The sequence below is a fragment of the Massilia sp. PAMC28688 genome, assembly GCF_019443445.1.
GTDB lineage: Bacteria > Pseudomonadota > Gammaproteobacteria > Burkholderiales > Burkholderiaceae_D > Telluria_A.
Genome location: NZ_CP080378.1, coordinates 834,080 through 853,148, shown reverse-complemented (window position 1 = coordinate 853,148; position 19,069 = coordinate 834,080). Strand labels below are relative to the sequence as shown.

The 19,069-nt window shown below is 60.1% G+C and carries 14 protein-coding genes; 6 read left to right on the top strand and 8 right to left on the bottom strand.

Features of this window, described 5'->3' with window-relative positions:
* Positions 1 to 40 precede the first annotated feature (40 nt).
* The 6 genes from KY495_RS03720 (at position 41) to guaB (ending at position 11,056) form a co-directional block, all read left to right on the top strand.
* On the top strand, positions 41 to 1,516 hold the full coding sequence (locus tag KY495_RS03720) for an adenosine deaminase (protein ID WP_219882414.1): 1,476 nt from the start codon (positions 41 to 43) through the stop codon (positions 1,514 to 1,516).
* Positions 1,517 to 2,157: 641 nt separating this feature from the next.
* Positions 2,158 to 5,571 (top strand): TonB-dependent receptor, encoded by a 3,414-nt coding sequence (locus KY495_RS03715; RefSeq protein WP_219882413.1) that lies wholly within the window; start codon positions 2,158 to 2,160, stop codon positions 5,569 to 5,571.
* A 151-nt stretch (positions 5,572 to 5,722) separates the two neighbouring features.
* Positions 5,723 to 7,420 (top strand): bifunctional UDP-sugar hydrolase/5'-nucleotidase, encoded by a 1,698-nt coding sequence (locus tag KY495_RS03710; RefSeq protein WP_219882412.1) that lies wholly within the window; start codon positions 5,723 to 5,725, stop codon positions 7,418 to 7,420.
* A gap of 25 nt (positions 7,421 to 7,445) precedes the next feature.
* On the top strand, positions 7,446 to 8,495 hold the full coding sequence (locus KY495_RS03705; RefSeq protein WP_219882411.1) for a S1/P1 nuclease: 1,050 nt from the start codon (positions 7,446 to 7,448) through the stop codon (positions 8,493 to 8,495).
* Positions 8,496 to 8,651: 156 nt separating this feature from the next.
* On the top strand, positions 8,652 to 9,485 hold the full coding sequence (locus KY495_RS03700; RefSeq protein WP_219882410.1) for a MipA/OmpV family protein: 834 nt from the start codon (positions 8,652 to 8,654) through the stop codon (positions 9,483 to 9,485).
* 110 nt (positions 9,486 to 9,595) lie between these two features.
* Positions 9,596 to 11,056 (top strand): IMP dehydrogenase, encoded by a 1,461-nt coding sequence (gene guaB / locus KY495_RS03695; protein WP_219882409.1) that lies wholly within the window; start codon positions 9,596 to 9,598, stop codon positions 11,054 to 11,056.
* A gap of 30 nt (positions 11,057 to 11,086) precedes the next feature.
* On the opposite strand, the gene KY495_RS03690 is transcribed toward guaB, so the two are convergent.
* The 8 genes from KY495_RS03690 to KY495_RS03655 all read right to left on the bottom strand — a co-directional run bounded on the left by KY495_RS03690 (position 11,087) and on the right by KY495_RS03655 (position 18,722).
* Positions 11,087 to 11,389: a 4a-hydroxytetrahydrobiopterin dehydratase gene (locus KY495_RS03690; RefSeq protein ID WP_219882408.1), complete on the bottom strand. Its 303-nt coding sequence runs from the start codon at positions 11,387 to 11,389 to the stop codon at positions 11,087 to 11,089.
* Between the two features lie 46 nt (positions 11,390 to 11,435).
* Positions 11,436 to 12,620 (bottom strand): formate-dependent phosphoribosylglycinamide formyltransferase, encoded by a 1,185-nt coding sequence (purT, locus tag KY495_RS03685; RefSeq protein WP_219882407.1) that lies wholly within the window; start codon positions 12,618 to 12,620, stop codon positions 11,436 to 11,438.
* A 37-nt stretch (positions 12,621 to 12,657) separates the two neighbouring features.
* Entirely contained in the window at positions 12,658 to 14,184 is a 1,527-nt protein-coding gene (locus KY495_RS03680) for an MFS transporter (RefSeq protein ID WP_219882406.1), read from the bottom strand.
* A complete protein-coding gene (locus KY495_RS03675) occupies positions 14,185 to 15,252 on the bottom strand; it encodes an HlyD family secretion protein (RefSeq protein ID WP_219882405.1) in 1,068 nt (355 codons plus the stop codon).
* A 59-nt stretch (positions 15,253 to 15,311) separates the two neighbouring features.
* Positions 15,312 to 16,112, bottom strand: coding sequence for a hypothetical protein (locus tag KY495_RS03670; RefSeq protein WP_219882404.1), 801 nt, complete (start codon positions 16,110 to 16,112; stop codon positions 15,312 to 15,314).
* Complete coding sequence (locus KY495_RS03665; protein WP_219882403.1) at positions 16,112 to 16,708, bottom strand: uracil phosphoribosyltransferase; 597 nt, start codon at positions 16,706 to 16,708, stop codon at positions 16,112 to 16,114. The genes KY495_RS03670 and KY495_RS03665 overlap by 1 nt, the downstream gene beginning before the upstream one ends.
* 124 nt (positions 16,709 to 16,832) lie before the next feature.
* Positions 16,833 to 18,032 carry a hypothetical protein gene (locus tag KY495_RS03660; protein ID WP_219882402.1) on the bottom strand — a complete coding sequence of 400 codons (1,200 nt, stop codon included), beginning with the start codon at positions 18,030 to 18,032 and terminating at the stop codon, positions 16,833 to 16,835.
* Positions 18,033 to 18,056: 24 nt separating this feature from the next.
* Positions 18,057 to 18,722 carry an HAD family hydrolase gene (locus KY495_RS03655; protein ID WP_219882401.1) on the bottom strand — a complete coding sequence of 222 codons (666 nt, stop codon included), beginning with the start codon at positions 18,720 to 18,722 and terminating at the stop codon, positions 18,057 to 18,059.
* Positions 18,723 to 19,069 lie beyond the last annotated feature (347 nt).

The following is a 19,069-nucleotide window of genomic DNA, read 5'->3' as shown; positions in this document are numbered from 1 at the left end:
GCATTGGCCAACAACGTACATCGACTGGAAAACCGCATCCATGATCACTAAACAGCGCTGCATGCTTGCAGCCCTCGCCATCGCCGCCAGTGCCCACGCAGCGCCGGCATCGACCTCCAACGAGGCGGCCACCGCGCGTCACCTGGCCTCCCTGGTGGCAGGCAGCGAGCCGAAAATGGCGGAACTGACCCTGTTCTTCTCGCAGATGCCCAAGGGCGGCGACCTGCACCATCACTATTCGGGCTCCATCTACGCCGAGCAGTATGTGGACTGGGTGGACCGCCAGGGCTACTGCGTCAACAAGCAGACCTACCGCATCGAAACCAGCAAGGATGTCGTGGCAGCGGAACGTGCGCGGCCCGCTGCGGAGCGCAATTGCCTGTCGACGGCCGAAATCCTGGCTGACGATTACACCTACCGCGAACTGCTGCAGCGCTGGTCGGCCAAGGATTTTGACAATCATGGTGCCATCCAGCCGCCACCGGACCGCCAGTTCTTCCAGACCTTCGGTTACTTCAACGCTGTCTCGAACGCCAACTTCAACGAAGGCCTGCAAGAGATCAAGAAGCGCGCGATCGAGGAAAACGTGGGCTACATCGAGACCATGTTCAAGCTCGCGCCGTTTGTCGCGAATGCCGATTTTGACGCCCGCATGCGCCAGGCAGCGTCCAGCGACGCGGTCCTGACCGATACCATGCGCGGGTGGCTGGCGGCGCTGGAGCAGGATGCGGCGTTCAACAAATCGGTGGCGGACTACAGCGCCAAGATCACCAGTGCCCATGAAGGCATCGACGACGAGCGCTTCACCATGCGCTACCAGGCCTACGTCCTGCGCCTGCTGTCGCCGTCGCAGGTGTTCTCTTCGATGGTAGGGGCGTTCAAGGCGAGCACCAGCAACCCACTGGTTGTCGGTGTCAATATCGTGGGCCAGGAAAGCCAGGCGGTGTCGATGCGCGACTACGCGCTGCACATGAAGATGTTCCAGTTCCTGAAAACCCAGTATCCCAAGGTCAAGCTGGCGCTCCATGCCGGCGAGCTGGCGCTGGGCGACGTGCCGCCGGACGGCCTGCGCTTTCATATCGATCATGCCCTGGTCGTGGCCGGCGCCGACCGCATCGGCCACGGCCTGGACCTGGCGCACGAAACCAATGCCGCGGCCATCATGAAGACCATGCGCGAGCGCGACATTCCGGTGGAGATCAACCTCACCAGCAATGCCTTTATCTCCGGCATCAAGGGGGAGAATCATCCCATTACGCTATACCGCAAGTATGGCGTGCCCTATGTCATCTCCACCGACGACGCAGGCGTGACGCGCCACACGCTGGCCCATGAATACGTGCTGTTTGCCAGCCGCTACAAGCCGAGCTATGCGGAAATGAAGAAAGTCTCCTACAACAGCATTCGCTACAGCTTTCTGGATGCGGCGGCCAAGAAGCGGCTGACGCGCCAGCTTGACCAGCGCTTTGCCAGGTTTGAAGCGGACGTTGCCGGCCTGGCCAGGCGGGCCCGCTAAGCGGTGTTTTTCCCTCCCCAGCATGCCGTCCGGAATACTGTTTCGGACAGCATGTTGCGTTAACGACCCGTCTTCCACTTGAGCTGCGAGTTTCACTGACCCGGAACGCGGCAAGCATCCACAGGCCGCAGCTAGTCCAGACGGGAATTTACATATTGATGTTCCTTTAAGGTTTGCCCCGCTCTGTGGTCAACCCGCTACACATTTGCGCATCCGAACCAACCTTTGTCGAAAATCCCCAGGAAAGGATTTCTCTGGAGAATGGCTCATTTATAATCGCGCTTAGCAGTTCTCACTCTGGAGCACTGTCGTTTAGGTCAATAAAACTGCTTCTCTTAGTGAATTTATATGTTTGTCATATAAATTCTTAAACGAAATGGTATTTGTCACAACGAAGCGCCGTACTGCATATTGGACGAATCAGGACACCCATTGCAGCCGTTGCCCGTGTCATCAAGCCGACACGAAAAGGGTTTAAAGTTGCGGTCGCGCAAGTTTTGTTTGGGCCGCGCGGTGAAACCGGGCAGCTGGTACAGGAAGTGAAACAGGACCTACAAGGTCCCTGGGCAGGTTTGCAGCAAAGTAAAGAGGGGAGTCTTCACGGGCTCCCGATCACGATTAGTTTTTTTTGGGGTTATACAATGATCAATCAAAAACGGATTCAGCTGACCAAGATTGCGCTGGCCTTGTCCATCGCTCTGTCGGCCACGCCGTCGTTCGCGCAGAACACCACCTCGGCAATCGGCGGCCGTATTTCCGGCGCGGACGGCCAGCCTGCAGGTGGCGCGACCGTCTCCATCATCCATACTGAATCCGGTTCGGTCAGCAATGTCGTCACCGACGCCCAGGGCCGCTACGTGGCCCGCGGCCTGCGCGCCGGCGGTCCTTACACGATCGTCATCACCAAGAATGGCGTGACCGAGCGTCGTGAAAACGTTTACACCAACCTGGCCGAAACCGCTTCCGTCGATGCCACCATCGGCGCGCCGATCCAGACCGTGACCATTACCGGTCAGACGGTATCGGACAAGATCAACAGCTCGGCCATGGGTGCCGGCACCAATATCGGCCGCGCCCAGATCAATGCGCTCGGCTCGGTACAGCGCAGCCTGGCTGACTATGCCCGTCTCGATCCACGCCTGTCGCAAACCGACAAGGGCCGTGGCGAAATTTCGGTCGGTGGCCAGAACGCGCGCTACAACTCGATCACCGTTGACGGCGTGAGCATCAGCGACACCTTCGGCCTCGAAGGCAATGGCTTGCCAACCGACAAGCAGCCGATTTCGATCGATGCGATCCAGTCGGTGCAGGTCAACATCTCGAACTATGACGTGACCCAGAAGGGTTACACGGGCGCGAACATCAACGCCGTCACCAAGTCCGGTACCAATCAGTGGAAGGGTAGCCTGTACGCCCTGGCGCGCGATGAAAGAGCGGTCGGCAAGCAATACAATGTCACCACTGACCAGTACAACGACCAGCCGGATTTCTATGAGCGCACCAAGGGCGTGACCCTGGGCGGCCCCTTGATCAAGGACACGCTGTTCATGTTCCTGAGCATGGAAGACACCAATAGTTCGCGTACCTCGCCAACCTTTGGTCCGCTGGGCAGCAACCTGACCAACGTCGGCATTACCGGCTCGGCCATTACCGGCGCCCAGAATGTGGCGAAGGGTTATGGCTTTGACATTGGCGGCGCCGATGTGCCAGCCGGCACCGAACTGACCGTGTCGGACCGTCTGCTCAAGCTGGACTGGAACATCAACGACAACCACCGCGCCAACGTGCGCTGGCAGCAGACCAAGCAGTCCGAGCCACGCTTCTCCGGCTACGGCACGCGCAGCATTTCGCTCAGCTCTTACCTGTTCCAGGAAGAAAAGCAGACCGAAAGTGTTGTGGCCCAGCTGTTCTCTGACTGGAGCCCGACGTTCTCGACGGAATTCAAGATTTCGCGTCGCGACAACGACAAGATCAGCAACAACAATGCCTTCCTGCCGGCCATTGCCCTGAATTTCCCGGGACCGCTGCCGACCGGCACGCCTGAGACAGTGCTCGGCGGCACCCGCACGCTGCGTTTCGGTACCGAGAACTTCCGTCACTTCAACCTGCTCAAGACCGAAACCATCGATGCCTATTTCGGCGCGACCCTGGTGCGTGGCGACCATGAGATCAAGGTTGGCGGCGACTACCAGAGCAACGACATTTTCAATGCCTTCGTTGCCAACGCCAATGGTAACTACAGCTTTGGCTGCCAGAACTCGAGCGCGACCTTCACCTACACCATCGGCGCCGTCAACTGCAGCACGTCGTCGGCCGCAATCATCGAGCAGGCCGTGCTGGAGAATTTCCGCCGCGGTCGTCCGCAGAACTACCAGGCCACGCTGCCGACGGCTGGCCGTACGCTCAACGACGGCGCCGCTGTCTGGACGCTGGACACCCTGGGCCTGTTCCTGCAGGACACCTGGAAGGTCAACAAGCAGCTGAACCTGACCTACGGCGTGCGTTACGACAAGGCCAGCACCAACGACCGTCCAGTGCGCAACGCAGCCATTGCCCAGCCACGCGTGGCCGGGGTCTACAACGCCGATTTCCGCGCCATGGTGCGCGACAGTGGTGGCCTGGGCGTGGACAATACCGTTACCATTGACGGCGATTCGCTGATCCAGCCGCGTTTTGGCTTTAACTACCGCCTCAACACGGCGCGCGCCACCCAGGTGCGCGGCGGCGCCGGCCTGTTCCAGGGTTCGGCCCTGAACGTTTGGCTGGGCAACCCCTTCGCCAACAATGGCGTGGGTATCTATACTACCGGTTGCGGCACCGCCGGCTTCGCGCCATGCCGCGGTGAAGGCCTGTTCGTGGCTGATCCGCGCGGCCAGCAGCCGATCGCCGGTATCCCGCCAGCATCGAACGTCGACATCCTGGCGCCGGGCATTGCCCAGCCATCGGTCTACAAGGCCAACCTGGGCGTGGAGCACGAACTGCCATGGTTTGGCATGGTTGCCAGTGCCGAGTACCTGTACACCAAGACCAACAAGAGCATCTTTTACCGCAACCTGAACCTGGGCGCGCCAACGCGCATCGGTCCTGATGGCCGCGAAATGTACTTCACCGGTGCCGGTTATCTGGCGTCCTGCGCCACCGCGACGGGCACCTTCCGTACCGATCTGGAATGCCAGGGCTACCGCACGGTGGCTTTGTCGAACCCAGGTTTCGGCCAGGTGATGGAAGCACGCAATAGCGAGCTGGGCGGCGGTCAGCTGGTCACCCTGTCGGTCGGCAACAGCCGCTCCAAGGGCCCACGCTGGTCCCTGGCATACACCTACACCGAAGCCGAAGACGTCAATCCCCTGACCTCGTCGCAGGCTGCCTCGAACTGGAGCGCCAATCCTAGCCTGAACCCGAACGACGAAGTGCTGGCCAATTCGTCCTATCTGGTCAAGGACCGTGTGAATGCGTCGCTGACCTGGGAAAAGGCATTCTTTGGCAAGTACAAGACCACCTTCGGCGCCTTCTACGAAGGCCGTACCGGCAAGCCGTACAGCTGGACCTACAGCAACGACATGAACGGCGACAGCATTTCCGGCAACGACCTGATGTACATTCCAAGTGCCTTCGGTTCGGGCGAAGTCCTGTTCTTTGGCGACACGGCCACCAACAAGGCGAACGAGCAAAAGTTCTGGGATATCGTCAACAGCAACAAGGAACTGCTGCGTAATGCCGGCGGTTTGATGAAACGTAACGATTCCTTCTCGCCATGGACCAACAGCATCGACCTGCGCGTCAGCCAGGAAGTGCCAGGCCTGTTCAAGGGCAACAAGGGCGTGTTCGTGCTTGATATCGCCAACTTCGGCAACATGCTCAACAAGCGTTGGGGCCGGATTAACGAAGTGGGCTTCGCCACTGCCGGTGGTGCCTCGCGCAACTTCGTGGACTATGCTGGTATGCAAGACGGCAAGTATGTCTACCGTGTCGAGAATCTGGAAAACTACACCGCGAAGAATGCCCGCCAGGAATCGCAGTGGGTTGTTCAGGCAACCGTGCGTTACGAGTTCTAAGCTGACAGATTGTCGCGTGTGAACTGACAAGACGGCTGGTGGCGACACCGGCCGTTTTTTTTGACGGTCCCGCTGGGACAGATACATTAAGAAACTATTCTGACGGCGATGCGCGTTCCTGTGGCGGCGCGCATCGGTTATCCTCCTGTTTATGAAACTATTCCTTCGTCCGCTCTGCGCGAGCCTGCTGGCCGTTGCCGTTCTTTCCGGCTGTACCACGGCCGCCGTGGCACCCGCAGTTCCGCTCGAGATCAACCTGGTCGGCATGAACGACTTCCACGGCCATCTCGATGCCAGCAAATTTGAATACACCAGTGCGGCCGACGGGGCGCGGCAATCGCACCTGGCCGGCGGCGTGGACAATGTCGCCGCCGCCCTGCAGGCGTGGCGCAAGGTCGACCGCGACCTGCTGTTTGTCGGCGCCGGCGACCTGATCGGCGCCAGCCCGGCCATGTCGGCCATGTGGGCCGATGAACCGAGCCTGAACGCCCTGACCATGGCCGGCATGTTCGCCAGCTCGGTAGGCAACCACGAATTCGACAAGGGTCGCGCCGAACTGCTGCGCCAGCAAAACGGCGGTTGCGTGTCCACCCAGCCTGAAAAAGCCTGCCAGTTCGCCCCCGACTTCCGCGGCGCCGGCTTTACCTACCTGGCGGCAAACGTGCTCGACAGCGCCACCGGCAAACCCTTCCTGCCGGCCTGGCGCATTGCCGACGTCAAGGGCCTGAAGGTGGGCGTCATTGGCGCCGTGCTCAAGGACACCGCCTCGGTCGTGCTGGCGTCCGGCATTACCGGCCTGGAATTTGTCGACGAGGCTGACGCCATCAACGCCGTGATGCCGGCCCTGCGCGCCCAGGGCGCCAGCGTGTTCGTGCTCCTTATTCACGAAGGCGGCAGCACTACTGAAGCGTTCGACAAGGAAGATTGCAGCGAACTCAAAGGCCCCATCGTCGGCATTGCCAAGCGGCTCGATCCGGCAATCCGCCTGATCATCAGTGGCCATACGCACAAGGGCTTTCAGTGCAAGGTCGATGGACGCACCATTACCCAGGCCGAGATGGGCGGCCACGTGCTCTCGCGCATTAACATGAAAATTGATCCTGCCACCAAGGCCGTGCTGGACATCAAGGTGCGCAATGTCGTGATCAAGCCCGGACAATACCCGCCGGACGAAAAAGTGGCGGCCTATCTCGCCTCGGCACGCGCGCGCAGCAAGGAAGCGCTGGCCAAGCCGCTGGCCCGGGTGGCCGTGCGCTCCATGGGACGGCGCGCCAGTGCGGCCGGCGAAACTGCGCTGGGCGGGGTCATTGCCGACGCCTTCCTGGCGGCCACCCAGGACCAGAATGCCCAGATCGCCTTCATGAATACCGGCGGCATCCGCAAGGACCTGGACGTGGGCGAGAACCTGACCGCGACCGTGGGCCAGGTGCAGATCGTGCTCCCGTTTGGCAACACCATGGTCGTGATGGACCTGACCGGCGCCCAGTTGCGCACCGTGCTTGAGCAGCAGTGGATCCGGGAAGGCGCGGCCGAGCCATCGGTGCTGCAAGTATCGAATGGCTTCACCTACCGCTGGGATCCCGCCCGGCCGCCCGGGCAGCGCGTGGTGCCGGGCAGCATGAAGCTCAATGGCGTGGCCATCAAGGACGGCGCCACCTATCGCGTCACCACCAACAATTTTGTCGCGGAAGGCGGCGACAATTTCCCCGTATTCAAAGAGGCCCGCAACAAGATCGATACGCACAGGCGCGACTTCGATGTGCTGGTCGATTACCTCGTCAAGCATGACAAGGCAGGCAAGCCGGTTGGCATCACCGAACCGGCGGGACGCATCCAGATTGTCCCTTGATTTTCCCAACACCAGGAACCTGAACATGAAAAAACTCGCTTGTGTCATGGCGCTCTCTGCCGCCTTCCTCTCCACCGAAGCGCTGGCATGGGGCAATGAAGGCCACCGCGCCGTCGGCAACATCGCCCAAAAGCTGATCAAGGGCAGCAATGCCGAGAAGCAGGTCAAGGCCTTGCTGCTGCCGGGCGAGACGCTCGAATCGATCACCACCCTGGCCGATTCGGCCAAGGGTGGCGTGGGCTACCCGGCCCCGTCCCCGGAAATGGCCGCTTACGCTGCCGCCCACCCGCGCCACAATGAATTCCATTACGCCAATGTGCCGTTCCAGCATGACCATTACCACGACGGCATCGTGGGTGGGTCGGATGTCGATATCGTGCAAACGCTCAAGCAATCGATCGCCGTCCTGCAGGGCAAGACCGACCCCGTCAACAACCCGCGTGGCTTCACGCCACGCCAGGCGCTGCTCTTGATTGCCCACATGACCGGCGACATCCACCAGCCGCTGCACATGGGCGCTGCCTACGTGAGTGCCGATGGCAAGTTCGTCGTGCCTGCCACGAAAGCCGAGATTGACTCGGTCAAGATCTTTGAGTCACGCGGGGGCAACAACCTGCTGCTGGACGACGCCAAGATCGACGCCGTCACCAAGGCGGTGACGGGCGAAGCGCCCTATGTTCCCGAAGGAGGCAAGAAGTATCCCACCAAGCCATTCCACAGCTACTGGGACAGCACCGTCGTCACCTACGCCATGCGCCGCAGCAGCACCCGCACGCCCGAGCAGTTTGCCGCCAAGTTCACCGATCCCAGGCAAGAAGTGTCGGTCAACACCGGCGACCCGGTCACCTGGCCTTACCAGTGGGCGGCCGAGTCGCTGGCTGCCGCCAAGCTGGCGCACCAGGACGTGACGGTGACCAAGCGCGATGCGCGCACCACCAGCAAGGGCGAGACCGCCTACACCTTTGGTCTTGAAATGGGCGAGCGCTATCCAGTACCGAGCTCGGACCTGGCCCGCACGCAGCTGATCAAGGGTGGCTACCACCTGGCCGCGCTGCTCAAGGCCATCTGGCCGTAAGCAATCGCGCAAGGGAAGACACAAGCCGGCGTTGGCAGCAACGGCCGGCTTTTTTGTTCATGGCGTGTGCGTAGGCGCGCACGGCGCGCCTGTTGACGAAAAGAGCAGGGCTGACGATACTGGTCTACAACCCTCATCTTGAACGGAACCAGATCCATGACCGCGACCCATATCCGCCGCGCTTTCGCCTGCTGCACCGCAGCCTGGTTTGCCGCCAGTGTCCCTGCCGCCGCGCAGCAGCAGCTCCCCTTGTGGGAATTGGGCGCCTTTGGTTTTGCGGCGACCACGCCCGCCTATCCCGGCGCGTCCGACCGCTCCACGCGCGGCTTGTTGCTGCCTTACTTCATCTACCGTGGTGAAGTGTTCCGCGCCGACCAGGAAGGCGTGGGCGCGCGCCTGTTTCGCAGCGACCGCGTGGAGCTCGATGTGGGGCTGGCCGGATCGCTGCCGGCGAGTTCTGACGACGTCGAGATTCGGGAAGGCATGCCGGACCTTGGCACGCTGGTTGAATTCGGCCCACGCCTGAAGATCAATGTATACCGTCCGAGCGAGGCGAGCCGGGTGCGCCTTGAGCTGCCGCTGCGCGCGGTGATCGAACTGCGTGGTGGTGCGCGGGGGCAGGGCTACACCTTCGAGCCACGCCTGTCATATGAAACGCGCGGCGAAGGCGCCCGCTGGACCATGGATGCCAACCTGTCGCTGGTGGCGGGCGACCGCAAGATCAACGGTTACTTCTACGATGTGGCGCCGGCCTATGCGACGGCGGCGCGACCGGCCTATGACGCCGCAGGCGGGCTGATGCTGGTGCGGGTAGGGCTGTCAGGTACGCGCATGATCTCGCCAGACCTGCGCCTGTTCGGCTTTGTGCGCTACGAAAGCTACGCCGGGGCGGCTAATCGGCAGAGCCCTCTGCTGCGGCAGGAACACGGCACTTCGGCCGGCCTTGGCTTCACGTGGACCTTGAAACGTTCGGTGGCACGCGCGCGCTGAACCGTATCGGCAGCACGCTGCGACGGCATGACACTAAGACAAATTTTACAAGTTGACCATGCTGTGGGTCACACTCTGTATAATACGTTTTTGTGCCACTAGGAAATGCAATGCGTCTACTCAACAAAGCACTCACATTCGATGATGTGCTGCTCGTGCCGGCTTATTCAAACGTTCTCCCCTCGAACACCTGCCTCAAAACCCAGCTCACCCGCAATATTTCCTTGAACATTCCGCTGCTGTCGGCGGCCATGGACACGGTGACGGAAGCGCGTCTGGCCATTGCCATGGCACAGGAAGGGGGCATTGGCATCATTCACAAGAATTTGTCGCCGCAGCGCCAGGCAAGTGAAGTCACGCGTGTCAAGCGCTTCGAGTCCGGAGTGCTGCGTGATCCCATCACGATTCCGCCAACCATGACCATCCGCGAAGTGATTGCCCTTACTGAACAGCACGGTATCAGCGGCTTTCCGGTCGTCGAAGGCACGGTGGTTGTCGGCATCATCTCAAACCGCGACCTGCGCTTTGAAGAGGATCTTGATGCGCAAGTGCGCAGCAAAATGACACCGCGCGACAAACTGGTGTATATCAAGGAAGGTGCCGATCCTGCCGAGGCAAAGCGCTTGATGAACAAGCACCGTCTCGAACGCGTGCTGGTGGTTAATGATGACTTTGAATTGCGCGGCCTGATCACCGTCAAGGATATCCAGAAATCCAAAGAACATCCGTTCGCCTCCAAGGATGCCCAAGGAAAGCTGCTCGTTGGCGCCGCCGTGGGCGTCGGTGCCCGTGACGAGCAGCGCATCGAACTACTGGTCGCCGCCGGGGTGGACGTGCTGGTGGTCGATACAGCGCACGGTCACTCGCAAGGCATTCTGGACCGGGTGCGCTGGATCAAGAACCACTTTCCTCAAGTAGATGTAATTGGCGGCAATATTGCAACCGCGGCTGCCGCGCGCGCGCTGGTGGAATACGGCGCCGACGCTGTCAAGGTCGGGATCGGCCCGGGCTCCATTTGCACCACCCGCATCGTGGCCGGAGTTGGCGTGCCCCAGATCACCGCCATTTCCGACGTCGCCAACGCCCTCGCGGGTACAGGCGTGCCCTGCATTGCCGACGGCGGCATCCGCTTCTCGGGCGATATCGCCAAGGCACTGGCGGCCGGCGCCTCGACAGTGATGATGGGCAGTATGCTGGCCGGCACCGACGAAGCCCCTGGCGAAGTCATCCTGTACCAGGGTGGCAGCTACAAGTCATACCGCGGCATGGGCAGCCTGGGCGCGATGGCAGATGGTTCGGCTGACCGCTACTTCCAGGAAGCCGGCGCCAAGGCCGACAAGTTCGTGCCGGAAGGAATTGAAGGCAGGGTCATGTACAAGGGCAGCGTGCTGGCCATTCTCTACCAGCTGGTAGGCGGCGTGCGCCAGTCGATGGGCTACTGCGGTGCAGCTACCATTGGCGAGCTGCGCGACAAGGCGGAGTTTGTCGAGATCACCTCGGCCGGCATGCGCGAATCGCATGTCCATGACGTGCAGATGACCAAGGAAGCGCCCAACTATCGCTCCGAGTAAGCCTTGACGCCGGCGCATGCCGGCGGCGGGTCAGTGTGCGCTCATGGCCTGGCGGAAGATTTCATCGATCTGCCGTGCCAGGCCTACATCTTTCGCCGTCAGTCCGCCGGCATCATGGGTGGTCAGGGTGATGCACACCCTGTTGTAAATATTTGACCACTCAGGATGATGATTGCGTTTCTCCGCGCACAGGGCGACTTGGCTCATGAATCCGAAGGCTTGCACAAAATCCTTGAGCAAATAGGCTTTGCTGATGGCGCTGCGGTGGGTGTCGTATTCCCACGAGGGCAATCCGGCTTCATCGAATGCGATGAGGGTGTCGGCTCTGCTCATTTATCTGTCTCCCGTTGTTGAAGAATCGTTCTCGCGCAAGTGCGCGCTATTGCAGCGCAATTTTTTTCGCGGCTTCACCAGCTTTTTCCAGGGCCGACGCGGCCGACGTGTCGCGTGCCAGGACCGTACCCATGATGCGGCGGGCGTAACTTTTTGGCTTGCCGAAAAAGCGGAAATCGACCCCTGGCGTGGCGAACAGGCGCTCAACGCCGACCAGCACCGGGTGCTCCGATGGGGTGTCAGCCCTGAACACGACGTTGGCCGCCGGCGACGCCAGTTGCGTTTCCGTCACCGGCAACCCGAGAATGGCGCGCACATGCAGGGCAAACTCGCTGTGCAATTGCGAGGCGACAGTCACCATGCCGGTATCGTGCGGGCGCGGTCCCACTTCATTGAAATACACGTCCCCGTTTTCCAGCAAAAACAGCTCGACGCCAAAAATGCCGTAGCCGCCCAGCGCGGCGGTGACGGCGGCGGCCATCTGCTGCGCTTTTTCCAGATGGGCCGGGTCTAGTTGATGGGGCTGCCAGCTGGCAACGTAATCGCCCCCTTCCTGGCGATGGCCGATGGGCGCGCAAAAAAAGGTGCCATTGGCAGCGCGCACAGTGAGCAGCGTAATCTCGGCCTGGAAGGGCACAAACTCTTCCACGATGACCTTGCAGGAGATGCCCCGGTTGCCGGCCTGGGCCCGCTGCCATGCATCCGCCAGCCCGCTGGCATCACCCACAATGGACTGGCCGCTACGGCTAAAGCCCTTGACGGGTTTGACGACGCAGGGGAATCCGAGTGCATGCGCTGCCACGGCAAGCGCTTGCGCAGTCTCTGCAATGGCGTACTTCGCCGTCGACAGGCCCAGTTGCTCGGCGGCCAGGCGGCGGATGCTTTCGCGGTCTGCCGTGATGGCAAGTGCCCTGGCAGTGGGCACAATCCGCACATCCGGCAATTCCGTTTCGAGCAGCAGCAATTGATCCACCGCGATGGCCTCGGTGTCGGAGACAATGTAGTGCGGCCGTTCCAGCGCGACCACGGCCCGCACTGCCGCGCCGTCGAGCAGCGGCACGATATGGGAGCGGTTGGCCACCTGCATGGCGGGCGCGTTGGCGTAGCTGTCACAGGCGATAACTTCGACACCGAGGCGCATGAATTCAATGGCAATTTCTTTGCCGAGCTCGCCGCATCCCAGCAAAATGACTTTTGTCGCGAGCGCAGTATGCGCGGTACCAATATTCAAGGTTGATCTCCAGGTGATAGAAAGAAAAGGGCAAGGCTCATTCGGGCGCAGCCGAACGCAGGCGGCGGACCACCTTGGTGAGGGCGAACACCAGGCCGGCAATCACAATGCACAGCGCCATGGTGGCGAAAACGTCGCGGTAGGCGTGCATTGTGAGTGCCTGCGAGGCCAGCTGGCTCAGCAGCGAAGTACTGATGCCGTCGGTCGATAAAGAGCCGGCGCCGGCGGCGCTGTCAATGGACAGTCCAAGCAGGTCCCGCGCTTCATCCCAGCCTTCGGCGCCGGTTGCGCCGGTGTCGTGCATGGCGTTGAGCCAGGCGCCATCGCGGTAGTGGAAGTAGGAGCCGGCCAGCGCCAGGCCCAGACCGCCGCCGATCTGGCGCGTGAAATTGACCAGCGCCGACGCTTGCGCCAGCGTCGCGCCGGAAAAACGGTACAGCGATATTTTGTAAATGCACGGGAAGATGAGCGACAGCGCCATGCGGCCCACAATGACCCACATGATCAGGGTCATAGGATCCATGCCCAGTTGGAGCCCCGTCAGCAGCCAGCACGAGAAAGCCAGCAGGGCCAGTCCGAGCGCAAGCAGGAGGGTGGACGAATAGCGGTCGCTCAGATAGCCGCACAAGGGCGAGGCGAAGGCCATCGCCAGCCCGCCCGGCAACATGATGTAGCCGATGCTGACCGGATCCATCCTGGCTACGTGGTCCAGGAACTGGGGCAGCAAGAAGGTCATTGCGAACAGGACAGCGCCGAGCACGAAGATCACCACCAGGCTGCCGCTGTAGTCGACCTGGCGCAGTGACTGCAGTTCGATCAGAGGGGAGGCGACATCAAATTCGATCCAGACAAACAGCGCGAGCAAAATGGCGCTGCCCAGGTAGCACAGGCGTGCCAGCTCCGGCTCTCCCCCCGTACTCTGAATCGAGGCGGTGAGAAATGCCGACAGCGACAGTGCGATGACCAGCAGACCGAGCCAGTCGAAGCGTTCGCGTGCGCTGCTGATGTCGGCGCTCAGCGCGCGTGAGAGGGGCGGGAGCACGGTGAGCATTACTGGTAGCATCGAATAGAATAAGGCGCGCCAGTTGAAAAACTCGAGCAGGTAGCCGGCGTAAGCGGGACCGATGGCCGGCGCCAGCAGGATGCAGGTGCCGAACAAGCCCATGGCGAAGCCCCGGCGCGAGACTGGAAACAGCGGAGAGATGATCAGGATGCCCAAGGTTTGAATGACGCCCGTGCCCACGCCCTGCAGGGCGCGGCCGACCGCGAGCACGGCAAAATTCGCGCTGGCGCAGGCAATCACGATGCCCAGGCTAAACACCAGGACAGAAAAAATGAAGGTAGCCCGAATGCCATACCGGCTCACCAGCGTTTTGGCGGTCAGCATGGAAATGGAGGAGGTGAGAAAGAACAGCGCCGCGATACCCTGCATTTCGCCCGACGTCAGTCCGAGCTCGGCCGAAATGGCGGGCAGTGCCACGCTGATGGCGGTACTCGACAACACCATGGGAAAGGTCGCGCCCGCTGCGATTGCAATGGGTACCAGCTGGGAACGGGCGAGCATCTAGCGCCGGAACTCGACTTCGGCCTGCATGCCCGGACGCACCGCGCAGCGCGTGTCCGTGATAGCAATCTTAATGGGGATGCTCTGGGCGACCTTGACAAAACTGCCACCGGGGACAATCGCCGGCAGTACCGTGAATTCGCTATTGGTGGTTGAGCCGATGTCGGTCACAACACCGCGGGCGGTGTCGTCGCTGCAGCCGTCGAAGCGGATCGCCACTGTCTGCGCGGTCGCTACTTTGCCCAGGTCTTTTTCCTTGACGTTGGCGCGGATATGAATGGTCGAGGGATCATGGATCAGCATCACACGTTTGCCTACCATAACAAATTCACCCGCATGCACAAATATCTTGTCCACGATGCCCGTTCCGGGGCTTTTGATGTCGTGCTTTTGGAGGCTGTCGAGTAGTGCCAGACGTGCGATCGCGTTGCGTTCCAGTTTGGTTTTTGCAGTTTGCAAGTCCAGCCTGCCCAGCGCTACGTTCTGCTGGGCCAGCAAGGCGCGCGCGGTTTGTTCGCCCGCAGCATCGAGCACCTGCGCCGCCTGCGCACCGTCGAGCTGCGCCTTGATCGCTTCGTTCTGGTAGCGGCCCAGCCCGCCCGCGGACAGGAAACCGGAGGCGGTGAGGTGTCTGGCCCGCTCGGTCTCCGCGCGCGAGAGGGTCCGTTGCTGCGCCGTCAGCGCGGCCCGGGTATGGGCCGCGTGCAGGGACGATCGCGCACTTTTGACGTCCAGCACGGCCGTTCTTGTCTGCAGCGCGAGGTGCCGCTCAAGCCGTTCGATTTCGATGCGGGCCATTGCCAGGTCCTTTTCGATGCCCTCGACAGCCAGACGCGCGGCTTGGCTGTCGATCCTGACCAGTACGTCGCCGCGGGCAATTGCCTGCCTTTCCTTGACGGCGATGTCGGCCACCCGCCCCTCCACGGCGGCGGCGAGCGTGATCATGTCGGCCACTACTCTGGCGTCGTCCACCAGTAAGCGCCTGCTTGAGTGAACGAACAGGGCGCCGATAGCGCTCACGCACAGCACCAAAACGGCGATATTGCGCCACTTCTTAAAAAAAGTCATGCAGCCAACCTGCCCTTAAACGCGAAAAAAATCAAAACAAACCTGTCCCTCAGCACGCGTCAAACGGCGTCGCCGACATTGCAGGCACGCGCGAGCTGTTCGCGTGCTGTGCCCGCGGGAAGAAAGCCGCACGCGGCGTGATACAGCGCGTGGGCCGACTCGCGGCGTCCACGTACGAGGGCGTGGACATAGTCGCTGAACTTGTCCTGCGGATAGCACAGGATATTGGCATCCAGATGCGTCAGCAGGTAATCGTGGGTACACGGCGACAGCACATACTGCCGTGTCTGGAACAGCAAGGAGCGCATGCTGATCCGGGGATCAATGCGGGCTTTGCGCGGGTCGGCCGCGACCCGGATGCGGCGTGCCGCAATATCGTCCATGGCGTGGCCGAGCGGATCGTGCAAACCCGAACGGTCATTCCAATACATGCAGTTGATGCTCAGATCGCGGTTGCGGGCATCTTCAAGCAGGGATGCACCAAGACCGTAGCGAACATCCTCGAGACTGGTGGATGCCCCGATGCTGTCGGCGCTGCGGTACATGGTAATGTCAATCAGCCGGTCAGGATCGGTGCCGAGCTTCAGCAGCCCGAAATCGCGATTATAAAACTGGATGATATCAGGTCCATAATGCTTGCAAAGAATTTTACGCAGGTCATCAATATGGGCGTGGAAAGTGAAATCGATGTCGTTGTACGGGTCGCCCACAAGCAGATCCCTTACGATGCCACCGCAGACATAGCCGTCGATACCGTGGTGCGCGAACAGTGCAAACAACTCGGCGACAGTGACAACATGATTGGCACCGAGCTGCAAACTGAAGGTGCCAAGCACGGCGGTTCGCTCGTGCGGCGCCATCACATCATTCCATCAAAAAGCTTGTCGCCCGTATCGCCGTTCGTCGGCGGGATCAAATAGCCGTTGCTGTCGACGCTGTCGGACAGATGTCCCACCCACATATGATCAATCACCGATTCCCGCTCCAGCAACGTGAGCGCCTGCGGGCTGGCATAAGCCACAGTGGCGATGATGCGGCAGCCGGGTTGGTGACGCTGTATTTCTTTGGCGAGGTAGGACAGAGTCTTGCCGGTGGCCGTGACTGTGTCGATCAATAGCACCGTTCCCGAAGGGATATCGGCGAAATGCGTGTCGAGGCCCGCGCCAGCGTCGATGGCGGCCCGCGAAATCCTGATGGGTCTGATCGCGCGCGCCGGAAAACTGGCGGCCACGCCAATGGCGAAGGGCAAGGCGGCGCGCATGATAGGGCACAATACGGCGGCATCCTGTCCCTGGCTGGCCATCCATTCGCCGATCACCTCACCGAGCGATATGACGCGGCGCTGGGCGTCAAGGACGTTAATGTCAGCAGCGCAAAATGCGGAAAAGTCGGTGAAAAACTGTGTCGTGCGCGCGGCCGGGACGTGTTCAGCGTCGCTAAGTTTGTTGGTCTGCATTACTTATATTTTCTTGATGATTCTTGTACGCACATGCCGGTTTTCGGGCCGGCTGGGCCACACGTTAAATGGAATGGTTAGCACCGGCTCAGGCCGGTGCCATTAGTGCAATTGAGCGTGCGTGTCAGTGTTCAACGAGGTTGAACAGATTGACGCGGTCGCCGCGCAGATGATCGACGAAGGTCAGGTTTTCCTCCACCATGTGAAGCAAGGAAAACTCCTCGGCGCGCGCAGGGAACTTGCTCTTCAAGTGCGTCGAATAGCGCAGGTAGGCCAGCTTCTGGGCTCGGTGCCGAAGAAAATTACGCCGCTCAAAATAATTGAGTTCGGTGCTTTTCATGGCGTCGAGCCGTTCTACGATTGGCAGATGGACATACGAATCGTTTGCCGCGCCAGGGCCGCTGCGAATGAAGAAATGTTCTTCGCACTCCGATGCCGAATGCTCGTACGCCTTGTTCTGGCTTAGCACGGCCAGGGCGTCGACGTCGAGCGGTGCCGGCGCCTGATACACCCGGCCCGAGGACGGCTGTGCCAGCGCAAGCTCACCTTTCAAGTATTGAAACAGCTTGTCGCTGATCGTGTTATAAAGTTCGCTGTCGCTGTCGATGAGCGGCTCATAGGTGTCGAACAAGCCGAGCGACAGCTCCCGGAACATGAACCCGTCGCCATACAGATTAGGCGTTTCAGAGCGATACCCCGCGTCACGCACCAAGGCCTGGAGCCGCGTTGGCAAAGAGGAGAAGCGGCGAAAGTACTTGCACCCGTACAGATTCCGATCAATCATTGCGCAGCTGTAATGCACGAAATCATGCAGATCGTACAGCGGGGTGGTGAGCGCAAACGCATCAACAGGAAAGAATCCGCCAAAATCATTCTGATTCACAAATACGGCCTGGTCACCCTCGCTCATGAAAGCATGCTTGGGCAACCGAATTTCCGAATACTTCTTGCGCACGTCGATGGCATGGACCCACGCGCAGATCGCGAAATTGAACAGCCGATTAACCCGCTGATCTTCGGTGAGAATTTCGGCGATGCGTGTCATGACCTTGCTGTCGGCGGCTCCCCCGAAATCGTAGGCAGACGCTTCGCGCCGGTCAATCAAATAAATGACGCCATATTTATGGGCAGTCAGTGCGATGCGCCATGTTTCAACCGGCGCAATATTGGCGACGGCTGGGTGCAGATTCAGAAAATAGCGAATTGCATCGTCCAGAAAATGGTAGATCTCAGCTTTCACCGATCTGAATATGTTTTCCGCGAGACGGGAATCGGAAATGCTCGGCAAGTAATACGTCTCTTTTTTATTGCTGTTATTATCCATACGACAGTAATCTCGCGACCGTACTTAGTTGATAAATCGTGTCAAGTCACTAAATTTCGTCAGCTTGTGATCGTAGCCGAGCTGTTCGCAGTTGGCATGGTCGCCAAAGCCGTATGCGGCCCAGCATCCGATGGCGCCGATATTTTTGGCGAACTGCAAGTCCGCCTCAGTGTCCCCCACGACGATGCAGTGCTCGCGGCTTAACTCCGGAAAGCGGGGCAGGATGCGGACGTCATATACAGCCGCTTCCGGCTTTTTCGGCATGTCGGGTTCTTCTCCCAGAACCAGGTCGAAGTGATCCTTGATCGACAGCCGCTCTAGGGAATGCTCAATGGCAGCCATCCCTTTATTGCTGAGCAGGATAAGGTTGGCATGGTTCTTCAGCAGAGTGAGCGTTTCCATTACGGTAGCGAACAGATGCACCTTTTCCTCCCCAAATTGGCGATAAGCAGTGCGGTAGGTCTTCATCCAGTGCGCCATGTCGGCGTCGCTCAGCGAGCCGCCCGCAGGATGCAGGGCGTGAATGGTTTCCTGCAAGGTTTTACCAGTCCCGATCAGATGGTGGACTGATGAGTTATCTGGTTTTGCGATGCCCGCAGTTTCGAATGCATGAACAAGCGATGAGCTGATTGCGTCGCGCGTATCGCAAATGGTGCCGTCGAAATCGAGGATAAAAGTTAAAAGTGACACGGAAATTCCCTGAAAATTGGTGATAAATCAACATCTTATGGATGCCGAGGATAGTGGCCAGGGCTGCCCGAATGGGCTTTTTAAGGCTCTCTGCATTGCTGCCAAATTTTCACCTTCAGGAGAAAATCTGCCCGACCACCGCCGTTTTTTGAAACGCGATTGATGATCTTATCTTAAATAAATATTGTCAAGAAACATTGATTTTTTTTTCACATTGCCAAATTAATGTTGTTTTTCCGGCGTCCTTTGCCGTTTTGGAACCCTGCTTGGAAAATGAGCGTGCGTGTTCCCCTTTCGGCAAGGGGCGACATTGGACGAACTTGGGCATCGGCGCTGTGCCTGGCGGC